The organism is Streptomyces sp. NPDC052107 (assembly GCF_040680215.1).
GTDB lineage: Bacteria > Actinomycetota > Actinomycetes > Streptomycetales > Streptomycetaceae > Streptomyces.
Window position 1 is genome coordinate 1 of the sequence record NZ_JBFAWG010000138.1, and the last position, 12868, is coordinate 12868.

General features: G+C 67.1%; 10 protein-coding genes and 2 pseudogenes. 4 read left to right on the forward strand and 8 right to left on the reverse strand.

Going from position 1 to position 12868, the window contains the following annotated elements; all coding sequences use genetic code 11:
- The 3 genes and pseudogenes from AB0M27_RS44060 to AB0M27_RS44070 all read left to right on the forward strand — a co-directional run.
- Nucleotides 1-888 (forward strand): serine/threonine-protein kinase (locus AB0M27_RS44060; protein ID WP_365731287.1); only part of this gene is annotated, 888 nt, incomplete at its 5' end.
- A gap of 215 nt (nt 889-1103) precedes the next feature.
- Nucleotides 1104-1450, forward strand: a pseudogene (locus AB0M27_RS44065) (NUDIX domain-containing protein); the annotation flags it as partial.
- A gap of 41 nt (nt 1451-1491) precedes the next feature.
- Complete coding sequence (locus AB0M27_RS44070; protein ID WP_365731289.1) at nt 1492-2331, forward strand: nuclear transport factor 2 family protein; 840 nt, start codon at nt 1492-1494, stop codon at nt 2329-2331.
- Between the two features lie 659 nt (nt 2332-2990).
- Here the strand turns inward: AB0M27_RS44070 and AB0M27_RS44075 are convergent.
- The 6 genes and pseudogenes from AB0M27_RS44075 to AB0M27_RS44100 all read right to left on the reverse strand — a co-directional run.
- Nucleotides 2991-3124, reverse strand: a pseudogene (locus AB0M27_RS44075) (IS5/IS1182 family transposase); the annotation flags it as partial.
- A gap of 131 nt (nt 3125-3255) precedes the next feature.
- Nucleotides 3256-3972 carry an aquaporin gene (locus tag AB0M27_RS44080; RefSeq protein WP_365731291.1) on the reverse strand — a complete coding sequence of 239 codons (717 nt, stop codon included), beginning with the start codon at nt 3970-3972 and terminating at the stop codon, nt 3256-3258.
- A 206-nt stretch (nt 3973-4178) separates the two neighbouring features.
- Nucleotides 4179-5825, reverse strand: coding sequence for an MFS transporter (locus AB0M27_RS44085; RefSeq protein WP_365731306.1), 1647 nt, complete (start codon nt 5823-5825; stop codon nt 4179-4181).
- Nucleotides 5826-5903: 78 nt separating this feature from the next.
- Nucleotides 5904-6563 carry a hydrolase gene (locus tag AB0M27_RS44090; protein WP_365731308.1) on the reverse strand — a complete coding sequence of 220 codons (660 nt, stop codon included), beginning with the start codon at nt 6561-6563 and terminating at the stop codon, nt 5904-5906.
- Nucleotides 6564-6636: 73 nt separating this feature from the next.
- Nucleotides 6637-8541: an amidohydrolase gene (locus AB0M27_RS44095; protein WP_365731310.1), complete on the reverse strand. Its 1905-nt coding sequence runs from the start codon at nt 8539-8541 to the stop codon at nt 6637-6639.
- A gap of 295 nt (nt 8542-8836) precedes the next feature.
- Nucleotides 8837-9214, reverse strand: a complete 378-nt coding sequence (locus tag AB0M27_RS44100) for an NAD(P)H-dependent oxidoreductase (RefSeq protein ID WP_365731320.1) — start codon at nt 9212-9214, stop codon at nt 8837-8839.
- A 196-nt stretch (nt 9215-9410) separates the two neighbouring features.
- On the opposite strand from AB0M27_RS44100, the gene AB0M27_RS44105 reads away from it, so the two are divergent.
- Complete coding sequence (locus tag AB0M27_RS44105; protein ID WP_365731326.1) at nt 9411-10106, forward strand: YoaK family protein; 696 nt, start codon at nt 9411-9413, stop codon at nt 10104-10106.
- Between the two features lie 41 nt (nt 10107-10147).
- Here AB0M27_RS44105 and AB0M27_RS44110 read toward each other — a convergent pair whose 3' ends face one another.
- Nucleotides 10148-11239, reverse strand: a complete 1092-nt coding sequence (locus AB0M27_RS44110) for a hypothetical protein (protein WP_365731322.1) — start codon at nt 11237-11239, stop codon at nt 10148-10150.
- A 94-nt stretch (nt 11240-11333) separates the two neighbouring features.
- Nucleotides 11334-12260 carry a glyoxalase gene (locus AB0M27_RS44115; protein WP_365731324.1) on the reverse strand — a complete coding sequence of 309 codons (927 nt, stop codon included), beginning with the start codon at nt 12258-12260 and terminating at the stop codon, nt 11334-11336.
- Between the last annotated feature and the right edge of the window lie 608 nt (nt 12261-12868).

The window sequence follows — 12868 nt, forward strand, 5'->3', positions numbered from 1 at the left end:
GCAGCCGGCCTCTCCGAGGCACACCGGCAGGGAGTGGTCCACCGGGACGTCAAACCCGCCAACGTGATGCTGACCACCGACCGCACGGTGAAGATCACCGACTTCGGCATCGCACGCTTCGCCGAGGAGGCGGCCAGCGGCCTGACCGCCACGGGAAAGCTCATCGGCACGGCCGACTACCTGGCTCCGGAACGCGCGTTGGGCTGTCCCGCGCAGCCCGCGTCCGACGTCTACTCCCTCGGCTGTGTCCTCTACGAACTCCTCACCGGGCGGCCTCCGTTCAGCGGAGCCACGTCACTGGCCGTGGTCCAGCAGCACGTCGGTGCCGCACCGGCACCCCCCGACCGCCTGCGCCCCGGCATACCGCAGCCGCTCTCCGACTACGTCCTGCACATGCTCGCGAAGGACCCGGCCCACCGGCCCACCGCCGAACAGGCAGCCGCCTGGCTCGCCACGCAGAACGGGACACCACGACCGGCCGAGCACGACGGCAGCACCCTCATGCCCACCCCGGCAATTCCATCGTCACCCACCCCGCACGCCGGTGAATCCCGCGCCGGCACGCACTCCCGTCCCAACGGTCGCCGCAAACTGGCCTCTAAAGCCGTTCTCGCCGGCGCCGGCCTCGTGCTGTTCGCCGGGGCCACGGCCCTCGGTGCCTCGCTGAACTCCGGCGCCACGTCGCCTCGGTCTCCGGTCTCTCCTTCACCCACTCGCATCGCATCGACACCCACAGGTCGGAACCCGGCCACGACGCCATCGCCTGCCCCTCCGTCCGCCAGGACGTCACCCGGGCCGGAGCACGGTGGCGACAAGGGCGGCGAGTGGTCGGGCAAGCAGGACGACGGGAAAGGAGGAAGAGGACGGCAACGGCGCTCCGGTGACTGAGCGCTGGGAGATGCCGCGTACAGCCGTGAAGGCAGGCAGAGGGACCCAGGTTCGCCTGCGTGAGGACTGCGGTGAAGATTCGAGGGTAGTCGGGTGCGCAACCAGTGGCGCTTCGGATCTGAGGCCGAACGTATGGAGCTGCCTGGTCAGGAGGAGGGCCCAGCCGCTCGTGGACCGTCTGATCTCGGCGTCTGCCGCGTTCGAGGGCACTGAGGGAGCCCATCACGGAGACGGCGGTCCGCGAGTTGTACGAGGGGACCGGCCTCACGGTGAAGCCCGAGTCCCTCAAGGTGGCCCACATCATCCACGGCGCTTGGGGCGTCGAGGCCCCCAACGGCTTCCTCACGGTCGTCTTCGCCGCCCACGAATGGACCGGCGAACCCGAAAGCCGCGAACCCGCTAGCGCTCCCAGGTCCACTGGGTCGATGCCAACGCCGTCCCCGACCCCTTCGTGCCGAGCACGGCAAGTGCCCTTCGCGTGGCCGGGGAGACACAGCTCCAGCGCCGGCGCGGTATCGGCGACGACGACGCGGCCGGCCAGAACCGGTCTGCGGGCTCGTAGCGGACCGGACCGGCGAATTGCCGTCGCAGTACCGCGTTCTGGTGCCGCAGCACCAGCAGTTCGGCGTCCTTGGCCGTGTCCCGACGCAGCAGCGCGCAGGCACGGACAGCAACGCCCGGGTGGCCCGGTACAGCAGCGAGATGATCGCAGGGTGCAGCGTCTTAGCCACCACCGAGGGCCTTGCACATGGGCTGCCACCAGCAGCGACGACTTTACGAGCCCCACACATGCGCCCGTCTTGGAAAGAGGGACACAACGTCTCCCACCGCAAGCTCCGCGCTCGCGTCGATCACAGCTTCGCCCGCATGAAGGGGTACAACGGACAGACAGAACCGACGACCGGGAAGAACAGCGAACTACGTCCGTCCGCAGCGAGCGGGACCACGGTATTGAAAGGAACAACCACGATGGCCCTGACCCAGCAGACGATGACCGATGAGCAGCGTAAATCGGTCGTTCTGGAATACCTCAAGGCCTTTGACCACGGTGGTGTGACTTCCAACGGCGGCAACATGCTGGAACTGTTCGCCGATGACGCTCAGGTGTACTTCCCGAAGTGGGGACTGGCTACCGGCAAGGAGGAGATCGGCACGCTCTTCGCCGAAGTCGGCACCACGGTCCAGGCGATCAAGCATCACTACGCTGACTTCAACTGGATCTTTTCCGGCAGCGATGTGGTGGTGTGTGAGGGGACCAGCCATGGCGAGCACCGTGACGGTCCGTGGCGCGCCGGAGTGCCCGAATGGGGCGCCGGACGATGGTGTGACGTATTCGAGATCCGCGACTGGAAGATCCAGCGCTGTTTCATCTACCTGGATCCCGACTATGCCGGCAAGGACACCGCCCGCTACCCCTGGCTAGCCAAGCGGGCTAATCCCTGAGAGCGGCAGATGATTCTGATCACCGGCGATGTCTGGGCCTTGGCCGAGCCGGTCGTCACAGCCCCACCGGTCTGTCAGCAGCCGCGGTCGACGTGCAGAGGGTGCAGCCCTTCGGGGCGTCGACTCAGGGAATTTCGACCCCGCAGGGATGTCAACTGAAAGTCGGATAATCGGCAAGTCCAAACATTATCAACTGATTGTAAATCCAAGCGTCGCCCTGGGGATTTACACGCGCGTCTCGGTCGCTGTGAATGTGTCCGCGGCGCCGGTCTGCGCCAGCAGCCTCAGGGTGGCGACGGGATTCATGGGTGGACCTGATGTCGCGCTTTCCGTGACCTCGGCCGGCGGCCTTGGTCTCGACGGTCGCGACGGTATGCGTGGAGGCGTTTCTCGTGGTCGTAAGGCCTGCAGCGGAAGCGGAGCTGACCGTGGTGAGGAGGACGCCTCCGGCCATGGTGAGAGAAGCGGTAGCTATGGCGACACGCCGGACTGTCTTGTTCATCGTCTTTCCTTCTGGAAGTCCATCTCGCAATGTCCGCGAGTGCTGTCCTGCATCGTGGCTGCGGGCACTGGGTCGAACCTACGCCAGGAAGGATGGTTGAACAATAAACTATACCGGTGGTGTGTGTCACGTGATTGGCTGGGAATAGACGACCTGTGCGCAGGTCAGGAACGTCGCAGACTTTGTCTACGTGGAGGTGTCGGGCTTGAAGTGGCGGCCGTGGCGGGGGTCATGTCTCGATCGGTGCCCCGTCACCATCCGCAGGGCTTCGCTGTGGGGGATGCCGGCGGCCGGTGGTGCAGCACGGCTTCGTGCAGGAGCCCCCAGGGCTCGGCTCTGGACGCGGTGTCGACGCCCGGTGCCTGGATCCCGGCTGCCCCGCCACCGGTGCCGACCGCACCGTCCGGCGGCGGCCCGGGCCACTATCCACGTTCTTTCAGGGGCGCGCCGTCTTCCTCGGTGCCGCACAGCCGGTGGGTCAGGACCGTGCGGTGCTTGTTCACCCGGTCAAGGGCGAAGGCCGCGATGAGAGCTCCCACCATGGGGGCGAGCAGGTACACCCACAAGAAGGACGACTGCCGGGACGCCACGGCCGGTCCGAACTGGCGTGCCGGGTTGACCGAGCCTCCTGTGGTGGTTCCCAGCAGGGCAATCGCTCCGCCGATCAGGAGGCCGACCAGCCAGGGGACCAGGCCTGCCCGGCGAGGGGCCTGCAGAAAGAACCCGACGAGGTACACGATGACACCCATGCTGACGGCCTCAGCGCCGAACAACTCAGCTGCCGTCCAGCCTGCGCCAGGCTGCAACACGGCGTAGGCGACCGGGGGGTCTTTGGCCGCCGGGCCCCATACGGCGCCGGCCAGGAGTACTCCCAGAACGGAGCCGATGAGTTGTGCCAGGACGTATGGGACAACGGAAACGCCCGGGAAGACGCCGAACCGCCACATCGCGAGAGAGATTGCTGGATTGATGTGTCCGCCGCTCGTCCTGCCTGGCCGGCTGACGATGAGGGCGGCGATCAGTAGTCCGACGGCTGCACCGACGATCAACAATTGCAGATGAATCCGATCGACATGGTCGGAGATGAAGGATGGGCCCATCACCCATCGGACGATCGTGGTGACGCCGAACAGCAGCACAAATGCGAGATAGCACTCCAGGGCGCTGTGCCCCGCGATCGTCGCCGACCGCGAAGGGGCGCTGCCGGTTCGCCCGGCCGGCCTTGGGTCGCTGGAGGGCGCGGGAGTCTCTGGCATGGCGATCCTCGGGAACGGAAAGAGTGGACCGGCGACAGGCACCGGGACGTCGCCCGGGTGACCTCGAACGTGGCTCTGGTGCCGCCGACTCAGCCGCTGTTTCGGCGCGCCGGAAGATAGTGAGAGACCTTGAACGGGTGCTCGGGATCCAACAGCGATCTGGCCTTCTCCTCGGCTGACCGGTCATATCCGGTGAGCCGGCCGCTGTGCTGCCGTTCATGCTCCTCCCACGAGGCCACCGCGAAGACCTCCAGGTATGTGTCCGGCTGGGAGCCGTCACGGAACAGATCCCAGCGCAGCGCACCGGTGCGCAGACGGGAGCGGCCCACAGCCTCCATCGCGTCGGTGAAAGCATCGGCGTGGTCGGCTGGAACGCGGTACTCGACCGTGACGAGAACTGGTCCTGTCGATGCCGATGGATCGAGAACCATGACGGGAGCCGGCCAGTGCATCGAGGGCGACCGGTCCAGAGCGGTGTCAGGCACGGAGAAGAACAGTCCGGCCAAGGAACCGATCACCAACACTGCGGCCGCCACCAGCAGCGCTCCCCTCAGGCCGATCCCGTCGGCGAGCCCGCCCCATACCGCGGCACCGATCGCCAGGCCGCCTTGAAAGATCGTCAGGTAGACGGCCAGGGCCCGAGCGCGCACCCACTCGGGGACTGTCACCTGCATCTGGGCATTGAGGATCGACAGGACGCCGACCCAGGCGAGCCCGGAGAACACCAAACCCACGCCGACGACCCAGGCAATCCCCACCAGAGCGAGCACGACCAGCGTCATCGCGAGCAGGATGCCCCCGCCTGCCAGTGTCACATTGCTCGACCACCGGTCGCGTACCTGCGGCAGCAGCACCGCCCCCAGCACCGCTCCCGCTCCGACCGCCGCGAGCAGCAGGCCGTACCCGCCCACCCCCAGCCCCAGCTGCTGATGCGCGGCGACGGGCAGCAGGGCCCACAGTGCCGCCGCGCAGGGGACGTACACCAGCGATCTGCCGAGGGTCTTGCGGACCCTCGGTGCATGGCGAACGTAGCGGTAGCCTGCCCTGATCGCGGGGAGCATTCGCTCGGCGGCCACAGGGCTGGTGGCTGCCGGCCGGTGCCATGTCGCCAGGGCGGCCAAGGTGACGAGGAAGGATGCGGCGTTGAGGGCGAAGACCGTGGCCGTACCGGCCACCGCCACGACAAGGCCGCCGAGAGCAGGGCCGACCGCACGGGCCACGTTCATGTTCACACCGCCCAGAGCGGCAGCAGCCGGAATCTGGTCGCGTGAGGCCACGAGGTCGGGTTGGATGGCCTGCCACGCCGGATTCATCAACGCCGTGCCGCAGCCCAGCACGAAGGTCAGGACCAGGACACCGGAGGGGTTCATGTGCCCCAGTGCGGTGAGAGCGGCGAGCAGTCCGGCGGCCGAGAGCATGAGGACCTGGGCGAAGAGCAGAAGCCTGCGGCGGTCGACGATGTCGGCCAGGGCGCCTGCAGGGATACCCAGTATGAGGACCGGCAGGCTCGCGGCTGTCTGTACCAGAGCGATCTGCCCTGCGGACCCGGACTGTTGGGTGATCAGCCACTGCGCGCCGACCGTCTGCATCCAGCTGCCGACATTGGAGACGAACTGGGCCAGCCACAGCGTCCGGAACACCCGTATGCGCAACGGTGCCCAGGACGACGCGGTGCCGGAAGGCGGGGTGGGTGGCTGGGCCGTGACCGTGGAACCGCCGTTGGCAGGTGGAGTCATCCGCAGTCGCCCTCCGGAGCAGAGATGTTGGAGACTGGGCCGAGGGCGAACGAGGGTGGCGCCGGCCGGCTTGGAGATTCAGCCCGTGTGGCTGCCGAACATGGCGCGGGCGTAGCTGACTCCTATTCCGTAGGCACCGGCGTGCTGCATGACGATGTCCGTGACCGGGTCGTACGTGTCGGTGCGCCCCCAGTCGCGCTGCCATTCGAGGAGGGTGGTGAGCCAGGTCGTGGGGACGATGCCACGCTGTGTCATGCGCGTGACGGCGTTGTTGTGAGCAACCGGCGACACGCCGCCGCAGGCGTCGGTGGGAACGTACACCTGGTAGCCCTGGTCGGTCGCGGACAGGGCGGCGAATGAGATGCAGACCTCGGTCCACAGGCCGGCCAGCACGATCTTGGGTCGTCCGGTGGCCTTGACGGCGTCGACCACCCGCTGGTCCTCCCAGCAGTTCATGGTGGTTCTGTCGATGGGCTCGGTGCCGGGGAACTGCTCCGCCAGCGGGGCCAACAGGGGGCCGGAGAACGACTTGGAGGCCACGGTGGTCAACACCACCGGTACGTCGAAGACTTTCGCGGACTTCGCGAGAGCGACGGTTGCGTTGATGATGTCACCGCGGTCGGCGCTGCTGGTGCCGAAGAACATCTGAGGCTGGTGATCCACCAGCAGCACGACGCTGTCCTGCGCGGTGAGAAGCTGTGCGGCGGGGGCGTCCGTCACGTTCTGGATGTTCACCATGGTCCTTCTACCCTTCAGCTGTTGTGGATGCCCTGGTACCGACGGATCGTTGCCTGGCCTGCCGTACGGCCAGTCACAGAACGAAGCAGGCGTCGAAGATTTCGGATGCTGCGGCATCGTCGGGGGCGAATCCCTGGACGATGCGCCACTGGCGGTGCTCTTCTGATTCGGCTGCGGCCTCGATCAGCGCTTGTGCCTGCCGAACTCCGGAGGGCGGGGTGGGGAACATCGTGCGGTGGTAGCCGCCGTAGTAGGTGACCGGGCTCCAGGACGGAGATGCGTCGGGCAGGGCGGGGGAGAGCCCCTCGAACTCCCCGGCCGCGTAGACGACTCGTCCGCCGACAACGGTCAGCAGCGACTCGATGTGGGAGATGTCCTCTTCTGGAACGGTGAAGTAGTCCGCCGACAGGACCGCCAGGTCGGCGTAGTAGCCTTCCTTGAGGATCCCCTTGACATCGCTCTCGCCGGTCAGTTGGGCGCCGGCGGCGGTGTACATACGCAGGGCGGTGTCCCTGTCGACCATGTTTTCGGGGGAAGCCAGGACCTGGCCGCCGATGGAGCGCCCTCGTACAAGCCACTCCAGGGACAGCCACGGGTTGTAGCTGGAGACTCTGGTGGCGTCCGTGCCGGCGGCGACCGTGAGGCCTTGGTCGAGCATCTTACGGATGGGCGGGGCATCGGAAGCCTGAGCGGCTCCGTACCGGTCGCGGAATGCGCTGCCCTGGAACATCATCCGGTTCTGGATGGACAGGGCGCCACCCATGGCCGCGACGCGGCTCAGGCTGGCCTGGGACACCGTTTCGGCGTGGTCGAAGAACCAGGGGACACCGCGCGGGAAGCCGGTGTCCGCGGCCACCTTGTCGAACACGTCCAGGTTGGCGGCGATGGTCTCCCCGTAGGTGGCGTGCAGGCGGAACCCCCAGCCGTTGTCGAGGAGCAGGCGCACTGCTGATTCGAGTTCGCTGTCCGCACGCTCCGGCCGCAGAGGCCGTGGCTCGGTGAAGTTCTCGTAGTCGGCTGGCGACCAGGCCAGGTTTTCCCCCGCCCCGTTCAACCGGAGCCACTCATCGCCGTCGCCGGGCCGTACCATGCCGATCCAGCGTCGCAGATCGTCCAGTTCCTGCCCGGCGGTCTGCGGGAACAGGTGGTAGGCGATACGCATGGTCAGCAGGCCCTGTTCGGCGAGTTTCATCACCGCCCCGTAGTTCTCGGGGAAGTTCTGGAAGCCGCCACCGGCATCGATCGCGCTGGTTAGGCCGAGCCGGTTGAGCTCATGCAGGAAGTGCCTGGTGGAACCGATCTGTTCCGCGTCCGACAGTTTGGGGCCCTTGGCCAGAGTGGCGTAGAGCAGGCCGGCCGCGGGAGTCGCGAGCAGAAGACCGGTGGGTTCTCCCGAGTGGTCCCGTACGATCTGGCCGCCTGGGGGAGCGACGCTGTCCTTGGTGAACCGGACTGCTCGCAATGCGGCCCGATTGAGAATCGCGGACTGATAGAGATGCAGTACGAAGACAGGGGTGTCAGGCGCCGCAGCGTTCAACTCCGATACCGTGGGCAGGCGTTGCTCGGCGAACTGTTCTCCTGTCCACCCGCCCACCACGCGCACCCACTGCCCCCTGGGCGTGCGCGCCGCCTGCTCTCGCAGCATCCACAACGCGGTGCGCAGGGAAGGGACGCCGTCCCAGCGCAACTCCAGAAGGTAGTTCAGACCACCACGGATCACGTGCAAGTGGGAGTCATTGAGCCCCGGAATGACGCGTCGGTTGAGGGCGTCGACGATGCGCGTGTCCGGCCCCACGAACGGGGCGATGGTCGCATCGTCACCGATGGCGGTGATACGGCCGCCGCGTACGGCCAGAGCAGCAGCGCTGGGCCGGGCTGCATCTCCTGTGTGGATACGCCCGTTGCGGATGATCAGTTCGGCCGGCTCTTGTGCGTTTGGGACAACGGCGATGCCGTCTACGGACATTGTGTTGATCATGTAGATGCTCCATGACGCACGTGGCTGCGGGTTCGGTCCCGCCGGTACCGCCGGATGACGTACAGATGCCGGATGTGCGGGAGCCGGCATCGGGCAGTGCCAGACAGCGCACTCAGGAGCCTGCGGGCCCCCGGCTTGCCGGAGAGACGGCTGCCGCACTGGTTTGGGGCCTGGAGACCTCCTTCACCGCTCGGCCTACCTGTGAAGGCGTAGGCGCCAGCCGCGGAACTCCCAGGACTGGCATCAAAAAGTCCGAGAGGTGACGTTATGTTCCCATTCAGGAGGTTAGCTGTATTCAATTGCGTGGGCATCTCGGGCTGCCATCTCCGCCGTGCGGGCAACCGCGTGCGTCGCTCGGCCTGGTGGCGGGCGGCGTCGCAAGTCTCGTCATCCACGGGTTCACCGGGTCGGTGTAACCGGGAGGGACAGTGGTGCCGCCGGAGTGGTGGATGGAGTGGTGGAGAGCGAGGAGCGTGTACTCCTGGCCGCCGCGAGCGGTGGCGCCGGTGGCCAAGCAGTTGTAGACCTTGTTGACGAACTTGCCCTGTTCCCACAGGCCGCAGAGTGCGTCGACGAACTGCTTGAGCTGCGAGGAAATAGTGCCGAAGCGCGCCAGGGGGTCGACGATCGCCGTGTCGGCCCACTCGGCGTCGTCCGGGATGGCCACCGGCATGCCGGCGCTGGTCGCGGCGCGGCCGCCCAGCCCTCGTTGGAGACGACGGCGGCCTCACGGTCCAGCTCCGCCGGCGACCGCGAGCCTGAGGTTCCCGTGAATCTTTAACTATCTGCTCAAGTGTTGCGACCCGACCGCCGTGGGGAGGGTCGGCAGCTGGAGGGCCAGGCCTCGAAGGTGGCTCGCTGTGAACGGTATGAACCCACATGGTCCCGGCACGGGACGCGATCCTGCCCACCCGCCCCGGCTGCTGGGAGTGCTCACTGTTCTGACGATGGTGACCGGGCTCGTGGACGCCATCAGCTATCTGGGCCTCGGGCACGTCTTCACTGCGAACATGACCGGCAATGTGGTGATCATCGCATTCGCGCTGGTGGGCGCACCGGGCTTCTCGTTGCCTGCATCGGTGATCTCCCTGGCCGCGTTCGTCGTCGGAGCCGTGGCGGCAGGCCGCATGGAACTGGCACTGCGCCGTCGTCCGCGCCACCACTGGCTGCGAGCCTGCCTTGCGGTGGAGGCAGGGCTGCTGGGGGCGGCCAGTGCCGTGGCTTTTGCCCTCCCGTCCGGGGGGGTCAAGTACTCCGTGATCGCCTTGACCGCGCTGGCTATGGGGATGCGCAACGGTACGGTGCGCAAGCTGGCCGTTCCGGATATGACAACCACGGTCCTGACCTTGACGGTCACCGGTCTCGCCTTCGATTCCTCCCTCGCCGGCGGCACCAATCCACGTGCCCTACGGCGCGTCGCCGCGGTGGTGGTGATGCTCGCAGGCGCGCTGCTGGGAGGCTGGCTCGTCCTGCACCATGATCTGGGCTGGCCGCTGCTGATCAGTGCCGTCACCGTGGCGGTCACCGTTCTTGTTCTGAGCCCCATTCCCGATGAAGGCGCGTAGGCGCCGGGATCCGGCCTTTCACTGCCCGTGGTGCACCGCCGTCAGGGCGAGACATTCGGCTTGCGGTCGACGGGGGTGACGGGTGCGATCTTCTCCTTGCACGTGCGCCGCGGACCGGACCAGGGGGCAGGGACGGCATCCAGGAGATAAGCGAAGCGGTAGGCGAGGTCTTCGTAGTTGACGCGCCAGCCGCAGAAGTGCGGCCATGCTTGCTCCGGGGTGCGTTCGACCGTGTAGCCGTGCGCGGTGACATGAGCGACGGCCTCGGCGAACTCCTCGTACGTGAGCTGGATGGGCGAGTCGGGGGAAGGGTCCGGTTCGAACGGCAGGCGCCAGACCTCGGCGATGTTGCGTAAGCAGACGAAGCCGCCCCGCAACGCCAGCCGGGCATCGGCCTGCGGGCAGCTGGGACTGAGGGCGAGTTGCATGGCCGCCGCGTCCATGACGGCCAGCAGGGAGACCAGCCAGTGGTCGCCGGCCCTCGGCGAGCGGAAGCGGCTGAGCACCACGTAGCTGGTGTGGCTTTCACTGACCTCGGCCGACCAGCGCTCCCAGCTGCGGAACAAATCCGTCATGCTGTCGGTCAGCCCGATCTGTGCATAGCGGGCCAGGATCTCCGGTCCCCAAGGCGGACTGCCGGCCCGTGCCTGCAGCGTTGTCACTTCGGCTTCGCGGCGGGAGTAGGCGCCGTACAGAGCCGGCAGGTAGCCGATCTGGAGGCCGATGATGATGGGCCCGGTCGCAGCCGCGCAGAGGTCGAGCGCCGTCAGCTCCACGTTACGGCTGCTGGCGAAGCCGAGCGTGAAAAGCGCTACACCTGTCTCCCATAGGGCGCCCACCGCGCCGAATCCGCTGATGGCCATCTGCAGCATTGAATAGCCCAGCCAGGCCGCCGCCAGCCATCCGACCAGGTGGAACAGGACGGAGACGGCCGCCTCCGGAGCCAGTACACGATCCTTCGTCTCGAAACTGCGGAAGCGGTCCGCCATGAACTGGAACGGGACGTGCACCATCCTGTGCAGCACCCGTGTGAAGGCGGACCGGGTCGGCCGGGGGATCAGCAATGTGCGCAGCACCGACGAGAACGTACCCAGGACGATCAGCGCACCGGCGACGCCGATCAGGACACGCAAAGGGACCTCCCGCGGTGAAGAACTGAACGGGGCTGACGTTCTCCGTTGTACACGACGCCCTGAGTGCGCCTGCGGTCGAAGCGGCGGCGCGCGGTCAGCGGGACGTGACGTCATGGATCTCGGCGATGTAACCACCGGGAAACTTCACGATGGCGCTATGGCGGCCCGCCGAGAGGTGAGGTCCCCACAGCACCGTCGCACCGGCGGCCTTGGCCTTGGTCAGCGTCTGCGTCAGGTTCGCGACCTGGTACCCGGTGACCTCCCGCCCGAACGGGTAGGGCAGGTGTCCGTCGGACACCGTGACGACGGTCTTGCCGAAGGGGGAGGTGAGGCGGATCTTGCGGTACGTCTTCCCGGGTAGCCCGATCTCGCCCGCGTCCGTCTTCGGGCTGTCCGACACGACTGACCCACTGGTGAACTGCGTATAGGAACGCAGGAATGCGCTCACCGCGTCGGCCGGCACATACACCCGGTTCTCCGGAATCGTCGTGAGCGGCTTGTACGCGGGTGCCGTGGTGTGCCAGTACAGCTGGGTGTTGATGCCGCCAGGGAACTGGATGACCGCATCCCGGCCGACAGGGTCGGGGAAGGGGGACACCAGCACATGGGCGCCGCTGGCCCGTGCCTGCCGTATGCCGGTGTCCATGTTCGTCAACAGCCAGCCGGTGCGCTCTGCTCCGAACGGATACGGTATGGGCGTTTGGAAGTCGAAGACCGACAGGGTGCCGACGGGCGAGAGGACCAGTTCGGACTTGGTCCGGCTGGGGGTGGGGGTGACGTCGGTGACCGACACGGCGGTGTTCGTCCCACCGAAGGTGGCCTTCCAGCTGGCGGTGAACGCGGGCACCTTGCCGGGCTCGACGTACACGTGTGTCGTGTCGTACTGAGGCCCGACGGCTATTCGGAAGCTGCTCCGGGTGGCCTGTTGCGGGTTGTCCGCCGAGGTCGTGATCGCACCGGTGGCCAGCAGGCCGGACGTGGCCGCCAGGGGCAGGATGCAGGCGAGAAGACGATTCCTCATGAGGCTCCTCCGATTCGAGGCGGCTGCCGGAGATCGCCCGGGCAAGTCCCTGCCGGGGGCATGCGGCGACAGCCCCGATGACTGCGCAGCGAGGTCGCATACCCGCAGAGCGTAAACAAACCGGCATGATGACGCACCTGGGAGGCGCGGAGTCTCTGCAGGGGTACAACCTGATCGGATGCCTATGGCGACTGTGCCGCGCCCGGCCCTACGTGGACAGACAGTCCGGCCCGGCAGCGAGAGGCATCCGTGATGACGGTCCAGTGGTTCTCCGCGTTCCCGTTCGCCCGTCTGTCCCGAACCCTGATCGCCTTTCGCGTCGAGCCACCGAGCGCTTGGAGGCACACTTCTGGGTTGCCCGCAGTAGGCCGCTGACCTGGTCAGTCGTACGGCCTGGTGGAGCCTTGCACGCCGACTTCGACACGCATTCGACAGGACCGCTCTGGCCTCAGCGAGGTCGCCTGGCTCCTTAACCTGCTGGGCAGCCAACCTGGGCCCAGCCTTGTGGTGCTCTGAGGTTCCCCCGCTGCGCGGGAGTGGCTGACTAGCAGGTCAGGGCGGGTTGACGTGGTTTCAGGTTCACTGGTTCGGTCGCTGCCTGGCTGGCG

Coding starts and splice junctions, on each gene's coding strand:
- AB0M27_RS44085 (WP_365731306.1), bottom strand. CDS start 5,825: ATGACTCCACCTGCCAACGGCGGTTCCACGGTCACGGCCCAGCCACCC.
- AB0M27_RS44090 (WP_365731308.1), bottom strand. CDS start 6,563: ATGGTGAACATCCAGAACGTGACGGACGCCCCCGCCGCACAGCTTCTC.
- AB0M27_RS44095 (WP_365731310.1), bottom strand. CDS start 8,541: ATGATCAACACAATGTCCGTAGACGGCATCGCCGTTGTCCCAAACGCA.
- AB0M27_RS44100 (WP_365731320.1), bottom strand. CDS start 9,214: ATGCCGGTGGCCATCCCGGACGACGCCGAGTGGGCCGACACGGCGATC.
- AB0M27_RS44105 (WP_365731326.1), top strand. CDS start 9,411: ATGAACCCACATGGTCCCGGCACGGGACGCGATCCTGCCCACCCGCCC.
- AB0M27_RS44115 (WP_365731324.1), bottom strand. CDS start 12,260: ATGAGGAATCGTCTTCTCGCCTGCATCCTGCCCCTGGCGGCCACGTCC.